Annotated in this window: 24 protein-coding genes, 2 tRNA genes and 1 pseudogene; 10 read left to right on the top strand and 17 right to left on the bottom strand. The window is 65.3% G+C overall.

Going from position 1 to position 22384, the window contains the following annotated elements:
• Nucleotides 1-26: 26 nt before the first annotated feature.
• Nucleotides 27-170 (top strand): annotated as a pseudogene (locus CJ028_RS22105) (WapI family immunity protein); the annotation flags it as partial.
• Between the two features lie 68 nt (nucleotides 171-238).
• On the opposite strand, the gene CJ028_RS17475 reads toward CJ028_RS22105, so the two are convergent.
• A complete protein-coding gene (locus tag CJ028_RS17475; RefSeq protein ID WP_161499014.1) occupies nucleotides 239-763 on the bottom strand; it encodes a nitroreductase family protein in 525 nt (174 codons plus the stop codon).
• 335 nt (nucleotides 764-1098) lie between these two features.
• On the opposite strand from CJ028_RS17475, the gene CJ028_RS21110 reads away from it, so the two are divergent.
• On the top strand, nucleotides 1099-1545 hold the full coding sequence (locus CJ028_RS21110) for a hypothetical protein (RefSeq protein WP_167395148.1): 447 nt from the start codon (nucleotides 1099-1101) through the stop codon (nucleotides 1543-1545).
• On the opposite strand, the gene CJ028_RS21540 is transcribed toward CJ028_RS21110, so the two are convergent.
• The 5 genes from CJ028_RS21540 to CJ028_RS17445 form a co-directional block, all read right to left on the bottom strand.
• Complete coding sequence (locus CJ028_RS21540) at nucleotides 1469-1711, bottom strand: LOG family protein (RefSeq protein ID WP_240607396.1); 243 nt, start codon at nucleotides 1709-1711, stop codon at nucleotides 1469-1471. The genes CJ028_RS21110 and CJ028_RS21540 overlap by 77 nt on opposite strands.
• Before the next feature lie 130 nt (nucleotides 1712-1841).
• Nucleotides 1842-2246: an NUDIX domain-containing protein gene (locus CJ028_RS17465; RefSeq protein WP_105036481.1), complete on the bottom strand. Its 405-nt coding sequence runs from the start codon at nucleotides 2244-2246 to the stop codon at nucleotides 1842-1844.
• Nucleotides 2247-2368: 122 nt separating this feature from the next.
• Nucleotides 2369-3565 (bottom strand): Fic family protein, encoded by a 1197-nt coding sequence (locus tag CJ028_RS17460; protein ID WP_105036480.1) that lies wholly within the window; start codon nucleotides 3563-3565, stop codon nucleotides 2369-2371.
• A 702-nt stretch (nucleotides 3566-4267) separates the two neighbouring features.
• The gene (locus CJ028_RS17450) at nucleotides 4268-4504 is read right to left on the bottom strand and encodes a helix-turn-helix domain-containing protein (protein ID WP_105036478.1); all 237 of its coding nucleotides are present in this window, start codon (nucleotides 4502-4504) and stop codon (nucleotides 4268-4270) included.
• A 171-nt stretch (nucleotides 4505-4675) separates the two neighbouring features.
• A tRNA-Arg gene (locus tag CJ028_RS17445) sits at nucleotides 4676-4748 on the bottom strand.
• Nucleotides 4749-4817: 69 nt separating this feature from the next.
• Here CJ028_RS17445 and CJ028_RS17440 point away from each other — a divergent pair.
• Entirely contained in the window at nucleotides 4818-5192 is a 375-nt protein-coding gene (locus CJ028_RS17440; RefSeq protein ID WP_105036477.1) for a hypothetical protein, read from the top strand.
• Between the two features lie 31 nt (nucleotides 5193-5223).
• Here the strand turns inward: CJ028_RS17440 and CJ028_RS17435 are convergent, their stop codons facing one another.
• Nucleotides 5224-6354, bottom strand: coding sequence for a 3-isopropylmalate dehydrogenase (locus tag CJ028_RS17435; protein ID WP_105036476.1), 1131 nt, complete (start codon nucleotides 6352-6354; stop codon nucleotides 5224-5226).
• 136 nt (nucleotides 6355-6490) lie between these two features.
• Between CJ028_RS17435 and CJ028_RS17430 the strand changes: the two genes are divergently transcribed.
• Together CJ028_RS17430 and CJ028_RS17425 are read left to right on the top strand one after the other, a co-directional pair.
• Complete coding sequence (locus CJ028_RS17430) at nucleotides 6491-7939, top strand: aldehyde dehydrogenase family protein (protein ID WP_240607395.1); 1449 nt, start codon at nucleotides 6491-6493, stop codon at nucleotides 7937-7939.
• Between the two features lie 20 nt (nucleotides 7940-7959).
• Complete coding sequence (locus CJ028_RS17425; RefSeq protein ID WP_105036475.1) at nucleotides 7960-8733, top strand: SDR family NAD(P)-dependent oxidoreductase; 774 nt, start codon at nucleotides 7960-7962, stop codon at nucleotides 8731-8733.
• A gap of 13 nt (nucleotides 8734-8746) precedes the next feature.
• On the opposite strand, the gene CJ028_RS17420 is transcribed toward CJ028_RS17425, so the two are convergent.
• The 5 genes from CJ028_RS17420 to CJ028_RS17400 all read right to left on the bottom strand — a co-directional run bounded on the left by CJ028_RS17420 (nucleotide 8747) and on the right by CJ028_RS17400 (nucleotide 15398).
• Nucleotides 8747-10180 carry an amidase gene (locus CJ028_RS17420; RefSeq protein WP_105036474.1) on the bottom strand — a complete coding sequence of 478 codons (1434 nt, stop codon included), beginning with the start codon at nucleotides 10178-10180 and terminating at the stop codon, nucleotides 8747-8749.
• 30 nt (nucleotides 10181-10210) lie between these two features.
• Nucleotides 10211-11992 carry a dipeptide ABC transporter ATP-binding protein gene (locus CJ028_RS17415; protein ID WP_240607394.1) on the bottom strand — a complete coding sequence of 594 codons (1782 nt, stop codon included), beginning with the start codon at nucleotides 11990-11992 and terminating at the stop codon, nucleotides 10211-10213.
• Nucleotides 11989-12849 (bottom strand): ABC transporter permease, encoded by an 861-nt coding sequence (locus CJ028_RS17410; RefSeq protein ID WP_105036473.1) that lies wholly within the window; start codon nucleotides 12847-12849, stop codon nucleotides 11989-11991. Before CJ028_RS17410 ends, CJ028_RS17415 begins: the two co-directional genes overlap by 4 nt.
• Nucleotides 12846-13793, bottom strand: a complete 948-nt coding sequence (locus CJ028_RS17405; RefSeq protein ID WP_105036472.1) for an ABC transporter permease — start codon at nucleotides 13791-13793, stop codon at nucleotides 12846-12848. The genes CJ028_RS17410 and CJ028_RS17405 overlap by 4 nt, the downstream gene beginning before the upstream one ends.
• A 93-nt stretch (nucleotides 13794-13886) precedes the next feature.
• A complete protein-coding gene (locus CJ028_RS17400) occupies nucleotides 13887-15398 on the bottom strand; it encodes an ABC transporter substrate-binding protein (protein ID WP_105036471.1) in 1512 nt (503 codons plus the stop codon).
• 218 nt (nucleotides 15399-15616) lie between these two features.
• Here CJ028_RS17400 and CJ028_RS17395 point away from each other — a divergent pair, with 218 nt between their 5' ends.
• Nucleotides 15617-16339 (top strand): FadR/GntR family transcriptional regulator, encoded by a 723-nt coding sequence (locus tag CJ028_RS17395; protein WP_105036470.1) that lies wholly within the window; start codon nucleotides 15617-15619, stop codon nucleotides 16337-16339.
• A 37-nt stretch (nucleotides 16340-16376) separates the two neighbouring features.
• On the opposite strand, the gene CJ028_RS17390 is transcribed toward CJ028_RS17395, so the two are convergent.
• A complete protein-coding gene (locus CJ028_RS17390) occupies nucleotides 16377-16595 on the bottom strand; it encodes a thioredoxin (RefSeq protein ID WP_240607393.1) in 219 nt (72 codons plus the stop codon).
• A gap of 124 nt (nucleotides 16596-16719) precedes the next feature.
• On the opposite strand from CJ028_RS17390, the gene orn reads away from it, so the two are divergent.
• The 4 genes from orn (at nucleotide 16720) to CJ028_RS17370 (ending at nucleotide 19232) form a co-directional block, all read left to right on the top strand.
• Nucleotides 16720-17394: an oligoribonuclease gene (orn, locus tag CJ028_RS17385; RefSeq protein ID WP_105036468.1), complete on the top strand. Its 675-nt coding sequence runs from the start codon at nucleotides 16720-16722 to the stop codon at nucleotides 17392-17394.
• A gap of 43 nt (nucleotides 17395-17437) precedes the next feature.
• Nucleotides 17438-17513 (top strand) — tRNA-His (locus CJ028_RS17380).
• A 54-nt stretch (nucleotides 17514-17567) separates the two neighbouring features.
• Nucleotides 17568-17918 carry a metallopeptidase family protein gene (locus tag CJ028_RS17375; protein ID WP_105036467.1) on the top strand — a complete coding sequence of 117 codons (351 nt, stop codon included), beginning with the start codon at nucleotides 17568-17570 and terminating at the stop codon, nucleotides 17916-17918.
• Between the two features lie 24 nt (nucleotides 17919-17942).
• The gene (locus CJ028_RS17370; protein ID WP_105036466.1) at nucleotides 17943-19232 is read left to right on the top strand and encodes a D-alanyl-D-alanine carboxypeptidase family protein; all 1290 of its coding nucleotides are present in this window, start codon (nucleotides 17943-17945) and stop codon (nucleotides 19230-19232) included.
• Nucleotides 19233-19239: 7 nt separating this feature from the next.
• Here CJ028_RS17370 and CJ028_RS17365 read toward each other — a convergent pair whose 3' ends face one another.
• The 4 genes from CJ028_RS17365 to CJ028_RS17350 are packed head-to-tail and all read right to left on the bottom strand — an operon-like array spanning nucleotide 19240 to nucleotide 22384.
• Nucleotides 19240-19503, bottom strand: coding sequence for a hypothetical protein (locus CJ028_RS17365; protein WP_105036465.1), 264 nt, complete (start codon nucleotides 19501-19503; stop codon nucleotides 19240-19242).
• Between the two features lie 10 nt (nucleotides 19504-19513).
• The gene (locus tag CJ028_RS17360; protein ID WP_240607392.1) at nucleotides 19514-20077 is read right to left on the bottom strand and encodes an AAA family ATPase; all 564 of its coding nucleotides are present in this window, start codon (nucleotides 20075-20077) and stop codon (nucleotides 19514-19516) included.
• The gene (locus CJ028_RS17355) at nucleotides 20070-20855 is read right to left on the bottom strand and encodes a CbiQ family ECF transporter T component (protein ID WP_205684107.1); all 786 of its coding nucleotides are present in this window, start codon (nucleotides 20853-20855) and stop codon (nucleotides 20070-20072) included. The genes CJ028_RS17360 and CJ028_RS17355 overlap by 8 nt, the downstream gene beginning before the upstream one ends.
• A 5-nt stretch (nucleotides 20856-20860) precedes the next feature.
• On the bottom strand, nucleotides 20861-22384 hold the full coding sequence (locus tag CJ028_RS17350) for an ABC transporter ATP-binding protein (protein WP_105036462.1): 1524 nt from the start codon (nucleotides 22382-22384) through the stop codon (nucleotides 20861-20863).

Raw genomic sequence — 22384 nt, 5'->3', positions numbered from 1 at the left:
TCGCGACCACTGCCGGCGATGGGTGGGATGACAATTGGCTGGTCATCAGCGGGGACGTATCGGCGCCTGACGCGGCGTGGCAGTTTGCCGTTCCGTGTTTGACGGCTTCAGATCTTGACTCGTCGGCCGATGAGTGGGACAAGGCGCTGTCAGCCTTTCCGGACCGCTAAGCGTTGCCCACCGGAACGGGCTGAAAGCCGTCGATCGCTTGCTCAGGCGTCCTGGTTACCGTCCGGATTTACAGGCGGTGTGTGGATAACAATTCTAAGGTAGATAGTCGGCCGGTGGTGATCGCTCGTTTGCCCGGCATTGGAGCGCCCGGGTAGCCGAGGGATATGGCGTGGTGTGGGCGCCATCCGCTTTCCACTCGGAGCAATGTTGCTGCCTTCGTCACGTTGGCCTCCGGGTAGATCGTTGCCAGGCAGCTCCCGAGCCCCAAAGCGGTCGCGGCGAGAGTGACCGTTTGGCTGACCTTGCCGAGATCGAACTCCGTGTCCTGAAAACCGTTGTCGGCCGAGAGGAGAATGAGGGCGCACGGTGCGGCCGCGATGTGCTGCGCGTATGCCCCCAATGCGCCGAGTTTTTCGAGGAGTTCCTTGTCAGAGACTCCGATAAAGCGCCACGGCTGCCGATTTCTGGCTGAGCCAGTCCACCGGGCAACCTCAATAATTTGCCTGAGCACTTCCAACGGCACCGAGCGATCGTTGAATGAACGCACAGCCGGACGTGCGTTGAGTGTTCGAATCAAATCCAAGGCTTCCATTGCATCAGCCTTCCATGCCCAGTGATGACGAGTTCTTGCTGGCGACGGTCCGCCTGGCTGTACGAGGACTACCGCGCCCTCAGGGAAGTCCATCGCTGCCGATAGTGTCTGGAACGTCTGGGCCCTAGTGGCCAGACCGAGGGCCTCAACCGTTCACCTAAGACATCATGGTCTCAGCCATCGACATAGCCTACGAGGCCGAGAGCCGAGAGCCGAGACAGTGATTCAACGGTTGCAACGCGTTGTGGGTCAGACTGTGGCACGTGAATGAAGAGCCGCTGCTGCGACGAGCCTCCTCCGCGTGGTCGAGCGGACGTCGACCCGACACATTGCGCATGTTGAAGGACGCCGTCCGTCTTGACCCATCCCTTGATTCTGTTCGCCGGGTGCTCGCGGAACGGTACAGAGAGATGGGCAATCCGGACCAAGCCGGCCGATGGAGCATATCTCTCGATGGATGGACCACGAACCTCGAGCGCGACCGCCTCGCACCGCTCTTAGCGGCGTCGGGGATCGACGAACCTCAGGTTGTCCGTTTTCTCGCGCTACCCGACGGCCGCGTGCCTGATCCCGTGACGGAACTGTTGCAGGGACCGACGGCGGTCTATCGGGACCGCTTTCTGGCGCGGTTCGGCGGAGAAATTGAGGAAACGGATCGTTCTCCTTTTTTCATCCCGACGACTGTCCTCTGGGCGCTCTACCTGATCACGAGTGTCGGCGGCGCCAGGTCCAGACTTCGAAGAATTCCTCCAAGGTTCCGGTCCCGCCCGGAAGAGCGATGAAGGCATCGGACAACTCAGCCATCCGCGCTTTGCGCTCGTGCATGGTCTCAACGATTTCCAGCCGGGTGAGGCCCGGATGGGCTAATTCTCGGTCGACGAGAGATCCCGGCATGACGCCAATGACGGAACCACCGTGACTGAGTGCCTCGGTGGCGATGACGCCCATCAAGCCAACATTGCCGCCGCCATAAACGATCCCGATTCCGGCTCAGCCAACGTGCGAGCGAGCAGGGCTGCACCTTCAGCGAAAACTGGGCGGTGACCGAATGCGGATCCGGTGAAGATAGCGACCTGCATCAGGCGGCCAGGGCGGGAAACACGAATTCAAGGAGCAGCGGCGCGAGTGGAACGTCCTGTTCGGTCGTGGCGGTGGGATCTACCCATCGCAGCTCAACAATTTCCGCCGACGCTACCGGCGCTAGGACGACATCGCTGCAATAGACGGTCGCGTCGACGATCGTGTCCAGCTCGTTTGCTGCGGCGGCAGTCCAGCTGCCCAGCAGGGCGAGATCTTCCTCCGCGACCGTCACGCCCAGCTCCTCATAAACTTCCCGGAGAGCGGCCGCACCAGGAGTTTCCCCGGGCTCGGATTTTCCGCCGGGCAGCATGAAAAAGCTTGTACCGCGCTTACGGACGGTGAGTATCCTGCCGGCGTCGTCGCGAAAACACACCGCAGCGACAACGAGCGTTTGAGTAATCATCCCGTCACGCTATCAAGCCTGCGCCTTCAAGACGCGTCCCACAGTAGGTTCCCCTATAGGACACTGCGCGCCCCGACCCCCGGCTCTGCATGTTGTCCCCAACCGGCGACGCGGAACACCGGCTATCGGCGCCTCTTCGCCCGGGCGCCAAATTCGTCAAGGACCCGAACGACATCTTTGGCGAGCCAGATCCGATTTCGCCGTCCGTCGGTAATTTGAGTCAGAATGCCAGCGTCAACGAGTCGGTCGATAGCGACCTGAGCGTTGACGGTCGAGACGTCAAGCTCAGCCGCGGCTGCGGCCGATCCGATCACGGGTTGACGAAGCAGAACGCCTACTAGTCGATGGGCCGCCGAGTCTCGTCTTGCGTTGATGCGCCCGCGCCAGTCGACCTGCACAGTTTCGAGATCCACTACGAGGATGCGTCCGTTGTGCACCGCGGCGAACGATGCCTCCGCGATGGAGCGGATTATCGGGGCAATATCCCCGGACCGGTATGCGCTAAGGGACTCGAAATATCGACTGGTGTCGTGGAGGAGCCCCGCGGACACCGGAACGGCCACATTGTGAGTGAGCTTCCCACCGCGCAGCATCGCCTGAATAAGCGCGCGACCCACCCTTCCGTTGCCGTCAGGGAACGGGTGGATTGTTTCGAATTGAGCGTGAGCGATTGCGGTCTGAGCGAGCAAAGGAAGGTCGTCGCGGCTGGCGAAGGCGACGAGATCGTCCATGAGCTCGAGGACTCGATCGTGATGCGGCGGCACAAACTGTGCGGTGTGCGGCCCTAGGTTCCCGCCTCCGATCCAGACCTGTTGGTCACGCCAGTGACCGACGATGTCCGGATTGCTGTGCTCGAGGAGTGCACGATGCATTTCCAGGATGGCGCGTCCATCGATGGACTCGGACAGTGCCAGGGCCGCTTGCATCGCTCGGACGTTGCCGACGATAAGCTGTGCGTTCTTCGAGGAATGCTCACCGATCTCCGCCAGCGCGATCTGGCGTGCTCCGCTCGTGAGATTCTCAATCTCTGAGCTGGAGGCGCTCTCCGTGCGCAGGAGAATGGATGCGAATGGTGCCGCGATCTGTCCCACTTCGGCATCGAAGCGGGCAAGCTCACTGGCGGCCTCTTCGGTCAGCGCGTGGAGTTCGCTGCTCAGCGGGATATCGAGATCGGCAATGAATGCGGGCACCGACGCCAAGTACGGCCCGGATGACAGACGCTTCTGCGTTCGTGAGCCATAGTCGTCTAGGACGCTGCGCCAGGGCCGTTCCTCGTAACCGATCGGCGCCCAGGGTAACTTTTCGTCAAACGTGGCCATGGAATGACTATACCAATGCTTAGCGGTAGATCCATAGTTACGTGTGCGTCCTATTCTGACTTATCCCGCACGCCAGATCTAAAGACTGAAACGCAATTGTTCCTCCCCCTGCGGGTTCCTTGTGACCGCCCAAGAATTCACGCCGATTTCGTGTGAACGCAGCCGGGCTCCCACCACAGGAGAGTCGCTTCGATCTCCCGGAGGACAAAACGTTCGACGTTGGCGTTTAGAGGATCAAGGGATTCTTTACGAAGGCGGAGCCAGCCGCTGCAGCACCGTCGCCGGCTCGGATTTTACGGCGCGGTCAGGCTCCGCGTAGTGTGCCTTTGTCGTCGACGTCGACGTGTGTCCGAGTACATCGGCCGCAGCCTGCAATCCCAGTTCGTTGGCGAGCAGCGTCGCCCCCGTTCGGCGGAAAGAGTGGGGGTGATACCCATGCCTTCGAGGCCAGCGTTCCGGAGAATCTCGCGGAATGTGCGCCGGACGTTGTGCGGCCCGAGTGGCTTGCCGTTCCGCGTGAAGAACAGCAGATGTTCCCCGTCCTCCGCCTCGCCGCGTTGCGACTCGAGCCGGTCGCGGTGACTTGCCTCGACTGACCGTCCCAGTCGCGGAAACGAGCCGTCGCCCGGAAACGCCCTGCACCGACCTCGGTCGTCTTTATCGCGCCGAACGTACCGATCGGCAGTCGTGGTCGGCCGGCCATCAGCGCTCGCCCCCGCGGCCGCCCATGGAAGGTACGGGCTCGTGAAGACTGTCCAGCCACCGAAGAACATCGGAGACGCGGTAGCGGATCTCCCGTCCGACTCGAATGCCAGATGGGCCGCGGCCATCGGTACGCAGGTCGTAGATCGCCTGCACGTGCACGCCGAGATACTTGGCGAGCTCGCTCGTCGTGAGTACGGGCTCCAAACCGAGCCCCGAGAGACTTGTAGCATCCATAACCCGTAGGTGCCCAAGGTCACACCAGGGGAATCGAACTGGGTCGCGTACCTTCTCTCCGAGCGCCCACAAGGGGCGGGCGCCGCGGAATAAACGTTGAATAAACGTTGAGTGAATCAAGTCTTGCCCCTTCGGTGAGGACAAGAAACCCTGGTCAGACGACTTTTTCGGTGCCCCCGGTAGGAATCGAACCTACGACAATCGGATTAGAAGGCCGGTGCTCTATCCACTGAGCTACGGGGGCGGGACTGGTCAAGGTTACCAACCCCTAGGCTGAACTCACACCAGCCTTCCCATCCGCTCTAGGAGCACCATGACCAATCACGCACGTCGAGATTCCATTGACGGTCAGCCGACGGAGAATCCGTCGGGGCCATCGAGCACACTCGGGTCGATTCTCGCCACCAGCGCACTCCTGCTGCTCAGTATCGCACTCGCGTGGGTGCTCGGCATCATTGGAATCTTTCTCGCCGTGACAAACTGCTCAGCCGCCGACTGTACCGGGCTGACAATCGGCGCGGGCATCGCCACGTTCGGTCCGGCGTCAGTTGTTCTCATCAGCATCGTGATCTCGATCGTTCGGCTGGTTCAGCGGCGCCGTGCGTTCTGGGTTCCGATCATCGGCATGGTCCTGGCTGTGCTCATGACGGTTCTCGGTGGCACGGTCGCATTCATGACCATAGGCTGACGGACCGCTCAACCACTCGGCGTTCCCCCCGTCAGCGCAGGGCGGCCAGGTCGTCCATCACGGAATAGCCGGGCACAATCGGTACCGGCGCGCCGCTGTGCACGAGCGACGCGATCTCCCGGCCCAGCTCGGCGGTCGAGAAACCCATACCCGGGCCGGCGGTCGCCGGTAACTGGGCCAGAACGTGCACGGCGGCCGCCTCGACGGCCCGTGCAGCGTCGCCTTCGCCGAGGTGGGCCAGGCACATCGCGGTCGAAAGTATCGCCCCGATCGGGTTCGCCCAGCCCTGGCCGGCAATGTCGGGTGCGGAGCCGTGAATGGCTTCGAACATGCTTGGTCCGGAGCCATCGAGGTTCAGGTTCGCGCTCGCGGCGACGCCCAGGCCTCCCTGGATGGCCGCGCCGAGGTCGGTGATGATGTCGCCGAACAGATTGTCGGTCACGACCACGTTGAAGCGTTCCGGGGTCGTCGGCAGGTAGAAGCAGAAGGCATCGACGTGCACGTAGTCCACGGGAACTGTGGGAAAGCGCGCGCTCAGCTCGTCGACCGTCGACTGCCACAGGGTGCCGGCCTCGACCAGGATGTTCTTCTTGTGGCACAGGGTCAGCGTGCCACCCCGCCGTTCGGCCAGGCGAAACGCGAACTCGACCACACGTTCAACACCCATTCGGGTATTGACGGATTCCTGCACGGCGACGGCGTGCGGCGTGCCGGCGTGCACCGTCGATCCCCGCCCGACATAGGATCCCTCGGTGTTCTCTCGCACGATCACGAGGTCGCAGCGTTCCGGACTGAGGCCAGCGATCGGCGTGGCCACACCCGGATAGAGCTTGACCGGGCGCAGGTTCACTGCCTGTTGAAAGCTGCGTCGCATCTCGAGAATGAACCCGCGTTCCAGAATTCCGGGCGCGACGGCGGGGTCGCCCATGGCACCGAACAAAATGGCGTCGTGGTCACGAAGCTGTGCCTGAAGGGCGGGCGTCCAGAGTTCGCCGGTGGCCAGGTAGTGCCGAGCTCCGGCCGAAATCTGGGTGAGTTCGGCCCGAAAACCGAACGCCGATTGCGCTGCGCCGAGCACCTCGAGTGCGGCATCGATGACTTCGGGCCCGATACCGTCACCGCGAATCACGGCCAGCCGGTGGACTCTCGCTGTGCTGGTCATCGGTTCTCCCTCATTGATGGATGCGTGCCGAGGCAGGTTATTGACCTGATCATCGGCGCTCGATACTCTAGTTAGGTTACTGGTCAGACCAGTAGAAAGACCAGCACCTCTCCCCTGAATGACAGAAAGCGGTCCCGTGACTTTGTTCTCGATTCCTTACCCGGCCGGGCTCCCCATCGGCGAGCGCTGGGTGGACTGCCCCGAGCAGGCGGAAATCGTGTTCCCATTCGACGGCTCCCCCATCGCGCTGTCGCCGGTTGGGACTGTGGCACACGCGTCGCTCGCAGTGGATGCTGCCGCCTCGGTACGTGGGGAACTGGCCGGGCTGAGCACGGGCATCCGTCGTGCCCTGCTCGTCGGCATTCATGATGCCCTCGCCGAGCGCACGGCAGAATTCGAGCAGCTGCTCGTGCTCGAGACCGGCAAACCGCTCGTGGACTGCCGCACCGAGGTGGCCCGCGCCCTCACCACCTGGTCGGCGAGCGCCGAAGAAGTCGCGCACCAGCACGGCGAGACCGTGCCCCTCGACCTGCAGCCGAGCGGTGTGGGCATGATCGGCTACTGGACGCGGCGGCCGGCCGGAATCGTCGTGGGCATCACCGGCTTCAACTACCCGCTGCTGCTGGCCAGCCACAAGCTCGCCCCCGCGATCGCGGCTGGGTGCCCGATCATCATCAAGCCGGCACCAAACACGCCGCTGTCGACGCTGTGGGCGGTCGACCTGATTCGCGGCGTGCTGCGCGAACACGGAGTGTCGCCCGCTGCCATTCAGCTCGTCACCGGGGGCATCGATGTCGGCGAGGCGCTCGTGCGCGATCCGCGTGTGGCCGTGGTCTCCTTCACGGGGTCGGCCGCCGTCGGGCACCAGATCGCGCGCGCGGCGGCACCGCGCAAGGTCGTGCTGGAGCTCGGCGCCAACACCGCCCTGATCGTGGCGAGCGACGCCGACGTCGAGAAGGCCGTCGACGCGGTGATTCGCGGTGGTTTTTACGCCAACGGCCAGGCCTGCATTTCGGTGCAACGCATTCTGGTGCACGATGCGATCGCCGACGAATTCGAGCGGATGCTGCTGGCCCGCCTCCCCGAGGTGCTGGTCGGTGACCCGCGCGAGAACAGCACGCGGGTGGCGCCGGTCATCAACGAGGCCGCCACCGAGCGCATTCTGGCCTGGATCGATGCCGCCCGGGCCGGCGGGGGCCGAGTGCTGGCCGGCGGCCACCTGGTCGAGCGCAGCATTGCGCCGACCGTGCTGGCTGACGTTTCTCCGGAGGCCCAGGCCTGGTGCGAAGAAATCTTTGGACCGGTCGTCATTCTGCAGCGCGTCTCCGACCTCGGGTCGGCGATCGAGCTGGTCAACCGCTCACGCTACGGCCTGCAGGCCGCGATCTACACGAGTTCACTGCAACGAGCGTTTCGCGCCATCAACGAGCTCGATGTCGGCGGCGTCGTGGTCAACGAGATCCCCGGCTTTCGCTCCGACATCATGCCCTATGGCGGCGTGAAGGACTCCGGCACGGGCCGGGAAGGGCCACGGTTCGCCATCGAGGAATTCACCGTTAGCCGCATGGCCATGATCCGCCCGTAACCCATTCAGAAGGAATTACCGTGGACTACACCCAACTGTTCCAGTTTTCCGGTCGCCGCGTTCTCGTGATCGGGGCTGGCAGCGGCATCGGCCGCGAGAGCGCCCTCGCCCTGCACGCCCACGGAGCCAGGGTCATCTGCGCAGACCGCGATGCGGCGAGCGCGGCGGCCACCGCGGCCAGCCTTGGCAACAGGGCAAGCTCGCTGCAACTCGACGTGCTCGAGCAGGCGTCCGTACAGGCCGTAGCTCGCGACCTGCCCGATCTGGCCGCCCTCGTCTTCACCGCCGCGACCAACGTGCGCAAACGCATCGCGGACTACACCCTCGACGAATTCGACCGCGTGGTGAACCTCAACCTGCGAGCCGCCTTCGTGCTCATCCAGGCCTTTGCGCCGGCCATGGCCGCCCAGGGCGGCGGCAGCATCATTGGCTTCGCCTCGATTCGGGCGGTCACGGTTGAGCCGGGCCAGGGCGTCTACGCCGCGACCAAGGCCGGGCTGGTGCAGTTGCTGCGCACGGCCGCGGCCGAATACGGTCCGGCCGGAGTACGGGTGAACGCGATCTCCCCCGGCGTCGTGGAAACCCCGCTGACGGCCCAGATCAAGAACAATCCCGACTGGTATAACGCCTACGCCGCCAAGAGCGCGCTCGGCCGCTGGTCGACCCCGAGCGAGCTGGCCGGTGCCGTGGTCTACCTCGCCTCGGACGCGTCACGGTTCGTCACCGGGTCGGTACTCACCGTCGACGGCGGCTGGACCGCGGTCGACGGCCGTTTCGACCCGCCGAACGGCTAGCCGCGCCGACTGGTCAGCGCGCCAGCTGGCCCACCGTGTGAAACGGCCAAACCGGCTCGGACGACGCCGGCCGCGCCTGCTCGTACCAGTGGGTGGCCCGCAGCACGGCGAGATCCTCGAAGCGGCGCCCGGCAATGTGCAGCCCGATCGGGCGACCGTCGGCCGCAAACCCGCAGTTCACCGAACTGGCCGGCTGCTCCGAGAAGTTGTACGGCGCGGTGAACGCGATGTGATCCAGTGACGTCGCCGCGTCGTTGGTCGGCATCGGCCACTCGGCCGGAAATGCGGCGACCGGTGACACCGGAGACAGCACGACGTCGTAGGCCGCGGTAGCCGCGACGGTCGCCGCGCGCAGGTCCTGGATGCTCTGATAACACCGCACCACCTCGGTGCCCGACACCCCGGCGCCCCCCAGCACCCAGTCCCGAATGAAGTCCAGCACCATCGCCTGGCGGGCCGGTTCGAGCACCTCATAGTCGGCGAGGGAACGCACCCGCAGAAACAGATCGAGATCGGCGAGGTACTCCTCGGTCATCGGCGGGGCGATCTCCTCTACGATCGCGCCGGCTGCGGCGAACAGTTCCACCGCCCGCAAAACGGATGCCGCCACCTCCGGGTCGGTCGCCATACCGGCCCCGCCGGCCAGGTGGTAGCCGACCCGCAGTCCGGCCACTCCCGCATCGCCGTAGTGCACGTCGGTCCAGTCCAGATTCTGCTCGCCGAGACTGGTGTAGTCGCGCGGGTCTGGCTGCGTGAGCACTCCCATGAGCAGGGCGGCGTCATCCACTGTTCTGGTGAGCGGGCCGGCCACCCGGCCCATATAGGGCGGATCGACGGCGATGCGGCCGAAACTCGGTTTCAGGGTGACAAGTCCGAGCCAGGTGGCCGGCAGCCGGAGGGAACCGCCGATGTCGGAGCCGGTGTGCAGCGGGCCGATTCCGGCGGCGGCGGCAGCTCCCGCACCGGCGCTCGATCCGCCGACCGTCCAGGCCGGGTTCCACGGGCTGCGAGTGATTCCGTGCAGGCTCGACACACCGGAGGAGAGCATGCCGTAGTCGGGCATGACCGTGACGCCGAAGATCACCCCGCCGGCCTCGCGGATGCGCGCGGCGCTCGGCCCGTCTTCGCTCGCGACGGCGGCGTCGAACTTGGCGGCGGTACCGGACGGCTGGCTGAAGCCGCGCACGGCCACGTTCTCCTTAATACTGGTGGGCACGCCGTCGATGGTACCGAGCGGATGCCCAGTGGCCCAGCGCCGTTCGCTGGCCGCGGCCGCTTCGAGCGCTCCGGCCCGGTCCAGGCCCCAGAAGCAGTTCAACTCGGGCTGCAGCCGCTCAGCCTTGTCGAGTACCGCGAGCGTCACCTCCACCGGGGAGAGATCGCCGCTGCGGTAGAGCGCGACGAGCTCGGTCGCCGGCAGGCATTCGATGGGCGCGGTCTTGGTCATGGTGGCAACTCCAATGGTTCAGGTGCGGGTTCAGGGGGCGACGCGGCGGGCCAGCTCCTGCATGGATGGCGTGGCGCTGACCAGCTGCCTCGTATACGGGTGCAGCGGGGTGTCGTAGACGTCGGCGGTGGGTCCGCATTCGACGATGCGTCCGTCGGAGATGACGGCCACGGTGTCGCAGAGGTGACGGATGACGCCGAGGTCGTGGGAGACGAACACGAGGGTGAGCTGATATTCGTCGACCAGATCGGCCAGCAGGTTCAACACCTGGGCTCGCACCGACACGTCGAGGGCGCTGACCGCCTCGTCGGCCACCAGAACCCGGGGCCTCGTGATGAGCGCCCGGGCAATGGAGATGCGTTGCCGTTGGCCGCCGGAGAACTGGTGCGGGTGCCGGTGCATCACGTCGGCATCGAGCCCGACCGCGGCCAGCTGAGCTTCGACCCGGGCGAGGGCCTCGGCCCGATTGACGTTGCGCAGGGGTTCGGCGACGATGTCGCGCACCTTCATGCGCGGATCGAGGGAGCCCATCGGGTCCTGGAACACGATCTGCACCTGGCTGCGAAACTCCCGCAATTGCCGTTCGGAGGCTCCCGCGATGGGTTGCCCGAGCACGTCGACCGTGCCCGCGGAAGGCTGGTCGAGGGCGCAGAGGATGCGCATGAGGGTGGATTTGCCCGAACCTGACTCCCCCACGATGCCGAACCGTTGTCCCTCGGCCACGTCGAAGGAGACGTCGCGCAGGCCGTGCACTATCGGTGCCGGCGAGAACAGTCCGCCGCCGCGTCGTCGGTACTGCCGGCTGAGGTCGCGCACCGAAATGGCGGGCGCTCCGGTCGCCTCGTTGAAGATCATCGGCGGGCCGCCCGGCTCGAGTCGCTGGTGGGCGGCGCGGTGCGGCGGCAGGATCAACGCGGTGGTGGCATCCGCTTGAATCTGGCGGGGCGAGGATTTTGTCACCAGCGGCCTGCCGACGACCGGCATCGACATGGTATGCAGCCGGCCCCGGTCATCGACCGAGGAGAGGTCGGAGGCCGCGATCAATTTCTGCGTGTACGGATGCTGCGGCGCGGTCAACACGCGCCCCACCGGGCCGTCTTCGACGATCTCGCCCTGGTACATCACGAACACCCGCTGGCACACCTCGGCAACCACGGCAATGTCGTGGGTGATCAGCAGCAGCGCGGTGCCCCGGTCGGTGACGAGGTTTCCGATCAGCTTCAGCACCTCGGCCTGCACTGTGACGTCGAGGGCCGTGGTCGGTTCGTCGCAGAGCAGCAGCTGCGGATCATTAGCCATGGCCATCGCGAGCATCACGCGCTGGCGTTGTCCGCCGGAGAGTTGGTGCGGAAATGCGAGGGCCGCCTCGGCCGGGTTCGGCAGTTTGACCAGGGCCAGAAGCTCCACCGCGCGTTCCCTGGCCTGGCGCCGCCCGTTCTCGGTGTGGTGCACGGTCATGATCTCGGCCACCTGTGCCCCGACCCGCATGAGTGGGTTCAGGGCGGTCATCGGCTCCTGAAACACCATGGCCATGGTGTTGCCGCGCAATTGGTTCAGGCGGCGTTCGGGAGCGGTGAGCAGGTCGGTGTCGACCCCGTTCAGCCGGATCGTGCCGGTGGCGGTAAGGGTTTCGGGAAGCAGCCCCATAACGGAGGTCGCGGTGAGCGACTTTCCCGACCCGGACTCTCCGATCAGTCCCACGCGTTCGCCGGCGGCGATGTCGAAGCTGATGCCGTGCAGCAGGTCAGCGAAGGGCGAGGCAACGCGCAAGTCTTGCACACTGAGGGTTGGTGTTGGTGTACGCATGGTCATCGTTTCACCTGCATTCTGGGGTCGAAGCGATCGCGGAGGCCGTCTCCGAGCAGGTTGAAGCCGAGCACCGCAATGGCGATGGCGATTCCCGGCCAGACGATGAGCAGCGGTTCGACGAAGAGGTAGCCCTGGGCGTCCTGCAACATGCGCCCCCACGACGGGGTGGGTGGCGGAGTGCCGAGCCCCAGGTAGGAGAGGGCCGCTTCGGCGAGAACGGCAATGCCGAAGGAGACCGACGCCTGCACTATCAGCATGCCGCTGATGTTGGGCAGAATGTGCCTGACGCCGATGAAGAGGCCGCTTTTGCCCGAGGCGCGGGCCGCCTGCACGTATTCGCGGCTCATGATCTGCATGGTGCCGCTGCGGGCGATGAGGGCGAATGCGGGTGCCGTGCCGATGCCGAGGGCCACCATGGCCGTGACGGTACCGGCGCCGAAGATGGCGCCGAAGATGATTGCGAGCAGCAGGGCTGGGAAGGCAAGGGAGATGTCGTTGCCGCGCATCATGAACTGGTCGAGTCGGCCCGGATTCATGCCGGCCACGATGCCGAACGGTACGCCGAGCACGGCCGCGATCCCGACCGCGACGGTGCCGACGAGCAGCGAGATCTGCGCGCCGCGCAGGATGGAGCTGAAGACGTCCCGCCCGAAACTGTCCGTGCCGAGCAGATGTTCGGCGCCGGGCGGGCGCAGGATGGAATCCGAGAAGACCCCTTCGGGGTCGAACGGTGTCCAGAACGCTGAGACGATGGCCGCCAGCACGACGAGGCCGATGAGCACGAGTCCGGCCCAGAGGGTGGCGCCGCCGCTGTGACCGGCAACACTGCGCGTCGGCGTCCCTGGCTTGATGACGGTCATCTGGCGCTCCGCAGTCGGGGGTCGATCACGGTGAACGCGAGGTCGACCAGAAAGTTCAGTGCCAGCACGAACACGACCAGCACGAGCACGATGCCCTGCACGGCGGGCAGGTCGCGCAGGGCGACCTTATCGAGCAGCAGGCTGCCGAGGCCGGGAATGCTGAACACCCGCTCGATCACGACGGCGCCGACCAGGAGGGTGGCGATCTGCAGACCGAGCACGGTCATCACCGGTACAGCAGCGTTTCGAAGGCCGTGCCAAAACAGTGCCCGCCCCGCGCCGAGGCCTTTGGCCCTGGCGGTGCGAATGAAGTCCTCGCGCATCACTTCCAAGACCGAGGAGCGCACGTACCGGCTGAGCACGGCGCCCTGCACGCTGCCGAGGGCGATCGCGGGGAGAATCAGGTGTTCGAGGAATCCGCCGAAGTCCTCGCCGGGGTCGACCCAGCCGCCAGCCGGCAGCCAGCGGAGCGTCACGGCGAAGACGGTGACGAGCAGCATTCCGGCCAGAAATCCGGGCACGGCAACGCCGATCTGGCTGATACCCGACAGAATCGCTCCGTCGGGCTTTCGCTGCCGCACCGCGGTCAGGATTCCAAACGGAATTGCGAAAAGCAGGGCGAGCACGACGCTGGTCAGCACGAGGGTCACGGTGATTCCGAGGGCATCCGTTATTTCGGGGCCGATCGGCTGGCGCGATACCGTGGAGGTACCGAAGTCACCGATGAGCACGTGGCCGAACCAGTCCACGTAACGCACGATCCCGGGGCGGTCGAGACCCATCCGTGTGGCTTGCGCGGCGACATCCGCTTCACTCGCCTGCACGCCCAGGGCGATGCGTGCGGCGTTGCCGGGCAGAATCGACAGCATCAGGAACGTCACGATTGAGGCCACGACCACCGTGGTGGCGAACACACCGATGCGGCGCAGAACCACAAGAACCATAACTTTCCTCTGACTGTTTCACGGTTGGCACTACCTAAGAAGCGTCGCGCCAACCGTTAGGACATCAACCGTGCGCGTTCCGGTGACCTCGACCTATCGTGCGATGGTCGACAGGTCCAGTGCGAGGCTCGGCGTGTTCTTGGGAACCCCGAGTAGGTCGGCGTCGGCGAGGGAGATGGCCGGCTGCAGGTAGAGCCAATCAGCGGCGGCTTCCTCGGCCATGGTGGTCGTGGCCTCCTTCATCAGTTCGATGTAGCTGGCCGGGTCGGCGGCATCCGCTTCGGCGAATTTGGACATCACCTCGGGCGAGTTGTAGCCCGCGTAGTAGGTGGGGGCGGCGAAGACGCTCACGTCGCGCGGTTCGCTGTGCATAATGAGAGACATGTCGTAGTCGTGGCCCGAGAAGACGTCATCGAGCCACACGGCGGGAAATTCGAGGGCCGTCACGTTGGCGGTGATGCCCACCTTGGCGAGCTGGTCCTTGACCACCTGGGCGCCGGCCACGGCGTAGGGAAGGTTGGGAATCTTGAAGGCCACACTCAGGTCGCTGACTCCGGCTTCGTCGAGCAGTTCGGTGGCTTTCTCGGGGTCGTAGGGGTAGAGATCGGCCAGGTCCTTGTCGTACCAAGGGTCAGTCGGCGGCACCATGGAACCGATCAGCAGGCCGTAACCGCTGTTCGCCGTGTCCATGACGGCTTGACGGTCGATGGCGTACATGACCGCCTGGCGTACTCGAACGTCACTGAATGCGTCGCTCGCGTTGTTCATCGACAGGGTGACCTCGCCAGTGCTGGCACCTTCGAGCACCTGGAAGTCGGCGTTGGATTTGAACTGGTCGACGAGCTGGAATTGCGAGATGCCCGAGATGAAGTTGATGTCGCCGCTGAGCAAGGCGTTGGTCTGCGCGGTCGCGTCGGTGAAGTAGCGCAGGGTGACGTCGGTCATATAGGGGGCCTCACCCCAGTAGTCGGTATTGGCGGCGAGCACGAGGCTGTCGCCGGTTTTGAAGGAGCTGACCGTGTACGGGCCGGTACCCACCGGGGCGGTGGCCAGGTCCTTGAGGCCGGATTCGGTGAACATCGTGCCGACCGGACCACTCATGTTGAAAAGCCAGCTGTTGCTCGGCTTCGATAGTGTGATGCGCGCCTCGGTGTCGCTCACGGCCTCGATGCTGGCGATCGGGTCGAGGTAGGCCGGCCCGTTGGCGGTCCAGTTGTCCTTGACCCGCTCGAGGCTGAATTTCACGCTCTCGGCGGTGAAGGGTGAGCCGTCGGAGAAGGTCACGCCGTCGTGCAGCAGAAAGTCGTAGACCAGTCCGTCGTCGCTGACGGTCCACGACTCGGCGAGAAGGGGAATGATCGTGCCGTCGTTGTCGAGTTTCACCAGCCCCTCGTAAACGTTATAGAGGAGCGCCTGCGGAATGGCGGCCCCGGCCGTCGTGGTGTAGTCGAGGTTGCCGGGCGTGGCCAACAGGCCAACGATCAATGACGTGTCCGGCTCCCCCTCGGCGGTCGTCGACCCGGCGGAACAACCGACCAAGGCCATCGACGCAACCATGACCGTGGCAATGCTGGCGAACAGGCTTCGCCGGGTGTGTGCCCTCATTCGAACGTGCCCCTCTGGATCGGCTGGCCCGACAACGAGCGGCCAGAAAATACTGCTGGAATAACCGTGAGAAATACTGCGGAAATGTGCTGTCCATACCGGTGAAATACATGGTCAGACCAGTACACTCTGTACCAAAGTCAGCTTTACATGTAGATCTCAGATCGTCAAGATCGACCCCGAAATTGGCACTGGGTCGCAACCTCGAGGAAGTGCAGATGACCCACAAAGCCGCATTTACCGCCGTCAAAACCGTCAAGGCCTATGAGCGCGTCGTCGAACAGATTGAGACCGCCATCAGCAAACGAGATCTCCGCCCCGGCGATCGCCTACCGAGCGAGCGTGAGTTGATGCTCACCTTTGAAGTGAGCCGGTCGACCATACGGGAGGCACTGCGCGTACTCGAGAGCACCGGGCTGGTTCGCTCGCGACCCGGCGACCCGCGCGGACCCGAGGTTCTGCAAGCGTCGCCGGCCATCCTCACCAAAACCGTGAACCGTTTGGTGCGACTGGAAACCATCGCGCTGTCGGAGCTCGTGGAGTTTCGCATCATGCTGGAGGGCGCCGCCTGCACCTTGGCCGCCCAGCACCGCACCGAGGAGCAACTGGAAGCGATGCGCGCCGCCGTGGATGCGATGCAGGCAGAGATCGCGCACGGTCCGGTCGCCTTCAGCCGAGCGGATGTCGCGTTCCACTCAAGCGTGTGGGCGGCCAGCCACAACCAGCTCATGCAGATCTGCGGAGAGGCAACTCGCGGAGCGCTCATCGATATGGTCACCGACGGGCTCGATCGTGCACCCGACTCCGCGGCGAGGATGGAGCTGTCTTTGGCCCACGACGGGGAAATTCTAGCTGCGATCTCCGCGGGCGACGGGCCAACGGCCGGGCGGCTGGCACGGTCATTCCTGATCGAGTATTACGGCGACGTGATCTCGCCGTAAGAGCCGGGCAACGCAGGGCGGCATGGCGGGCGTAACCTCAGAGCGCCTTGGCGGCTGCGACGAGAACCTGCGCAAGGGTGGGAACACCGGCCGCCCGAAAAACCTCGGCACCGGCACCGTTCGTGATGATAACCGTGGGCGTGTTGCGAATGAGTAGCGCCTCAGCCTGCTCGGGTTCACCGGCCACATCGATTTCGCGCACCGTTGCCCCCGGTACCAATCGTTTCGCCTCGGCCAGAACCGCTCGCGTCTGCATGCACGGTTCGCAAAATGACGACGAATACAGTGTGAATTCCATCAGGGCCTCGCAAGTCGTGCGTTGAACATCGGTAGCCCTCAAGTTTACAGGCCCTGTCGCAGGCCACCGGTAGACTCGACGCATGACGAACAGCACGACTGGTACAGCACCGACATCATCCCCCGCTACCTCCCCGACGTCGAAAAGCCGCGACCGCCTGGTCTGGATCGACTGCGAAATGACCGGGCTCGACCTGGACCGCGACGAACTCGTCGAGATCGCCGTCGTCATCACCGACTACGACCTCAATGTGCTCGATCCCGGCCTGGACATCATCATCAAGCCCAACGACTCCGCCCTCGAAAACATGGGCGACTTTGTGCGCAACATGCACACCTCCTCTGGCCTCATCACAGAGATCCCCAACGGCGTCAGTGCCGCCGAGGCCGAGTTCGAGGTTCTCGAATACGTGTTGAAGTTCATCCCGGCCGAGCAGAAGGCCCCGCTGGCCGGCAACTCCATCGGCACCGACCGGGCTTTCCTCACCCGCTACATGCCGCGCCTCGACAACCAGCTGCACTATCGCAACGTCGACGTGTCGTCGATCAAAGAGCTCGCCCGACGCTGGTACCCGCGGGTGTATTTCAATGCGCCCGCGAAAGACGGCGGCCACCGCGCCCTCGCCGACATCCTCGAATCGATTCGCGAGCTTGCGTACTACCGCCAGACGGTGTTTGTGGCCGACCCGGGCCCGACCAGCGACGAGGCCAAGTCACACGCAGCCGAAGTTGTGCACTTATTCGCCTCCGAGGTGTAATAGGATTGCTGAGTTGCCCCGAGTGAAAACGCGGGAACACATGGTGGGTATAGCTCAGTTGGCAGAGCGCCTGGTTGTGGTCCAGGAGGTCGCGGGTTCAATCCCCGTTACTCACCCCAATGAAACACCGCCCGACGGCCATCGGGTCGGCGGGTCGCTCAAGGCAGCCGTCGATGTTAGATCTTGACGCGTCCGAATTCGAACGACTCGTCGTCGATGAGCTCGATCTGCTGCCCGACGACATGGTCGACGGACTCGACAACGTGATCTTCGTGGTCGAAGACCGCCCCGAGGACGGCACCCTCGACACCCTGGGTCTGTATGACGGGGTCGCCCTCACCGAGCGCGGCCAATACGGTTTTGGCGAGATGCCCGATCGTATTGTGCTGTTCCGCGAGCCGCTGCTGGCGATCTGCGAAACCCTTGATGACCTGCACGACGAAATTCACATCACCCTGGTTCATGAAATCGCCCATTTCTATGGCATTGATGACGACAGGCTGCACGAACTCGGCTGGGGCTGACTCCCGGCGGTCTAGCCTTGGAGAATGAGCTCCTTCCGTCCCGGCCGTCTCGTTGGCATTCTGGTCGGAACCGTGGTGATCCTCGGTTTCGGCGTTTACGGCCCCGCGACGCTGCTGGGGCCACTTCCGTCCGTCACCGCTACCAAGGTCACTCCAGCCGCCACGGCCACGGCGCCCACTCCCCCGGCGCTCTCCACCAATGGCGCCAGCGCCATCGCGGTACTCTCTGCCACGACCGCCGACGCGTCCGGCACTACGTCAACCGGCGCGGAGGGTTCGCGACCTTCGGCCCCGATCGCGGTCGCGGGCACGACCGCAGCGCTTCCGATGGCATCCGTTGCCAAAGTGGTCACCGCCCTCGTCGTTCTTGACGCGAAACCGATTGTGGCGGGCGAGACCGGACCGGTTGTGACGCTCACCGCCGCCGACTTTCAGAGCTACCTCGACTACGACAAGGCAGGCGCCCGATCGGTCGCTGTCTTCGCCGACGAGCAGTGGACCGAACTCGAGCTGCTGCAGGCGCTGCTGCTCGGATCGAGCAACAACCACGCTGATACCGTGGCTCGCTGGGCGTTTGGTTCGGTCGATTCTTACGTTGTGGCTGCCAATGCCTGGCTGGCGGACAACGGGCTGACCGGCACCATTGTCGTCGACGCCACCGGCCTTCACGATGCGAGCGCCGGAACAGCGACCGACCTGGCGCACCTCGCCGGCCTGGCCGCGACCGACCCGATTGTGTCTCAAATGCTGGCCAGTCCCGCATCCGCTCTGGCGAACCGGCGTGGTGTTGAGAACACGACGTCGTATTTGCCGGAGGAGGGCATCACGGGCATTTCGCGCAGTTACACGGATGCTGCCGGCGTCTGCTTTCTGTTCACGGCCGAGGTCAGTGACGGCGCCTCGAGCTTCACGTTTTCTGGTGCATTCATCGGTGAACCGACCTATGATGCGCTCACAGCCGACCTGACCGCCCTCATGATTAGCGCGCGCGCAGGCGTGGGGCCGCTGCCGGTTCTGGCCGCCAACGATGCCTACGCCACGTTCAAATCCGCGTGGGGCGACACGGCCTCGGCCGTGGTCGGGGTGTCGCGCACTCGCTACGCCTGGCAGGCCGCGACTCCGGAAGCCGCAACGGTCGAGCTCAAGGACTTCGCCACGGCCCGCACCGGCGCGAACGTGGGCCAGGTGAGGCTCACCGTCGCCGGAGAGAAACTCTCGGCGGCCCTGAAACTCGACGACGGTATCGCTGACCCGGGACCGGGCTGGCGACTGCTGCATCCGATCGTGATGATCACGGCCCTGCTTGACCAATAACGTAGTTTTAGAGCGGCTCAACCTCGGTATCGATGGGGTCGCTCTCACCCTGGTCGAAGGCGTACCGCACCCGACGTTGCCCGTTCAGGTCGCGTTCATCGACCTCGTCGTACCAGAACACCGACTCGAGGCCGCCGACGGCGGCGACCATGCTGATGCGGGGTGCGTGTTTCCCCAGCACGAGCGCCCGGGAATCGATCTGGCCCTCGAGCGGGCCGTCGATGAACTCGGCGATGTAAATGGTCGGGGTGTCACTGTCTGGGCTGCTCATAGCAGCCAATCTAGTCCCGTCTGGCCTGCAGGCGAACGGTGGCCCGACTTTCGGGTGCCTCCTGCTCGAGATAGGCCGCCCATTCCTGCTGCCACTGGTCCCAATGGCTCCGAAACGCGTCGCCGTCGCGGTCCAGCGCACGCCGTTTGCGCAGCGCATCGTCGGCCGCCAACCAGACGCGCACGTCACTGAGCGGCTCGTGCGCGGCGGCAAGGGTTCCGCAACCCTCCACGATCAACGGTCGAGCTGCGTCAAGCGGATGCCACTCCGCCGACTCGTTCACGGCCCAGTCGTAGCGCTGCCAGGCCGCGGAGCGTCCACTGTGTCGGGGTTGGAGAATGTGTCGGTGCAGATGGGCGATGGCTGCATCCAAGCCGTCCCAGCCTGGATAGATGTCGTCCATCCGCACGAGCTGCGGTTTGATCGTACCCGGCCAGTGGGCCACGAGGGCATCGGCGAGGGTGCTCTTGCCGGCGCCGCTCGGCCCGTCGATGAGCACGACCGGGTTCGGACCGGCCGTGGCCAGTGCCCGCAGCAGCGGTACCAACAAGGAGGTGGCGCTGGCGTCAGGCAAGAATGAAACTCCACGTCTCTGCCCACACCGCGACGCCGATGGCCACGCCGGCGATGGCGAAACCAATGGCGACGAGAACGGCATCCGCTACTCGAACCCGCGAGGGTCGGGCCCAGGTGCGGGGTTCGTCGCTGCCGAACCCACGGGCTTCCATGGCCGTGGCGAGCTTGCTTCCCCGACGCACAGAGATGACGAGCAGGGAGAACGCCGGGCCGAAGAACCGGCGGGCCGCGCCGCGCAGGCCGCCGCCATCGCCGACCCCGCGGGCGCGGCGAGCGAGCCCGAGCGAATGCCAGTCGTCGATAAACATGCCCACGAGCCGCAGCCCGGCCAGTCCGCCGAGCACGAACCGGGCCGGAAGGCGCAGCACCTGGGCGAGACCGTCGGCGAGGTCGGTCGGATCGGTCGTGGCGAGCAACACGATGCCCGGCAGGCCGATCGCGAGCACTCTCAGCCCGATGGCCAGACCCAACTGGGCTGAGCCCTCGGTCACCGAAATGAAGCCGAACTGCCAGAGCATCGCTCCGGAGTCTTCCCCGTAAAGAATTGTCGTGATCGACGCCATCGGCGCCGCGATCCAGACCGGCGCGGTACGCAGCCAGAATTGCCGGGCGCTGAGGCCGCACCAAACGAGCAGTCCAGCCTCGAGCAGCAGGGCCACGCCAGCCGACACCCAGTCGATCGACAGCAGCAGCGCACAGCTCACGATCAGGGCAACGGCGAGCTTGGCCACCGGGTTGAGGCGGGCGACCACACTGGGGCGGATGCTCGGTGTCATCAGGCTCACGGCTGTGCCACCCCCAGAGTGATCGGCGTGCCGAGCCGATACTCCTTATCCGCGAGGGCGCTGACGAACTCGGCGTCGTGGGTGACCGCAACGAGCGCTGTACCCTCGTCGAGCAGCTCGGCGAGCAGGATCACGAGTTCCTGCCAGGTGCGGGAATCCTGCCCGAAGGTCGGCTCATCGAGCACGAGCAGGCGAGGGCGGGTGGCGAGAACGGTGGCGACGGACATCCGTCTCTTTTCGCCGCCAGACAGGGTGAACGGGTTGGCGTCGGCGAGGTGGTCGAGGCGCAGCCGATGCATGAGCTCGTCGACGCGGCTGGTCTGCTCGGCCGCGCTCTGTCCGAGTGCGCGCGGCCCGATCGCGAGGTCGCCGCGCACTGTGGCGGCCAGAAACTGGTGTTCCGGGTCTTGAAACACGGTGCCGATGCGGGTGAGTAGCTGCCGGGAGCGCCACCGGTGCGGCTCATTGGGGATACCGGCCGCGAAACTGTCGCTCGCGTGCAGCGTTCCGCCGGCCGGTTTCAACAGGCCGGCCAATGTCAGGGCGAGGGTGGACTTACCGGCACCGTTCGGCCCGGTCACGACGGTGGCCGTGCCGGCGTCGACGGAGAGGGTGATGCCGTCGGCGACAACGGATGCCGCGCGCCGACCAAACGGAACGCGACCGACCGCGAGTCCTTCGGCCCGCAACAGAGTGTGAGGATTGCCAATCGGGTGCCGCACCGGGAACCGTGGCGGCAGGGCCGGCACCCAGACGCCAGCCTGAGCCAGCCGTTCACCCTGGCTGGCGAGGATCTCCCGGGTCGGTCCGTCGGCCAGCACACCGCCGGCCGGGTCGAGCACGATGACGCGGTCGACGGCGTCCTGCCAGACCTCTACGCGGTGCTCGATGACGACAAAGGTGGCCCCGGAATGGTCGAGGGAGCGCACGACGGCGTCACGTACCTCGATGACCCCGCCCGGGTCGAGGTTCGCGGTCGGTTCGTCTAGCAGCAGCAGTCCGGGTTGCATGGCCAGAACACCGGCCAGGGCGAGCCGCTGTTTCTGGCCGCCGCTCAGGCTCCCGGTGGGATGGTCGAGGGGCAGGTTCAGACCGACCTCGACGAGGGCACGCCGCACGCGCGGCCAGATCTCGGTGCGCCCAACGGCGAGGTTCTCGCAGCCAAACGCTACGTCGTCGCCGACCCGGGCGAGCACCACCTGCGAGTCCGGATCCTGCAGCACGAGTCCAACCCGACCCCGCGCCTCGGCCGCGCGCCGGCCATCAATGAGCAGGCTGCCCGTCTCGTCGCCGTCTTCGGTGTCGCCGAGCACGCCCGCCAGCGCGTGCACCAGGGTGCTCTTGCCGGCGCCGCTGGCTCCCAGCAGCAGAACCCGTTCACCGGGCTCAATCTGCAGGTCGAGCCCGGACACCGCCTGTTTGTGGCGTCCGGCGTGCCGCCAGCCCCAGCCTCGGGCTTCGATCTGCACGGGTCGAATCTGCGGGCCGTGAGCGGACGCGTGCGACGAAGGGTCTGGCAT

Origin of the sequence: Cryobacterium aureum, assembly GCF_002954245.1 — a bacterium.
Classification (GTDB): Bacteria; Actinomycetota; Actinomycetes; order Actinomycetales; family Microbacteriaceae; genus Cryobacterium; species Cryobacterium aureum.
The sequence above is the reverse complement of the archived record's forward strand: the minus strand, read 5'-3'. Positions and strand labels throughout refer to the sequence as shown.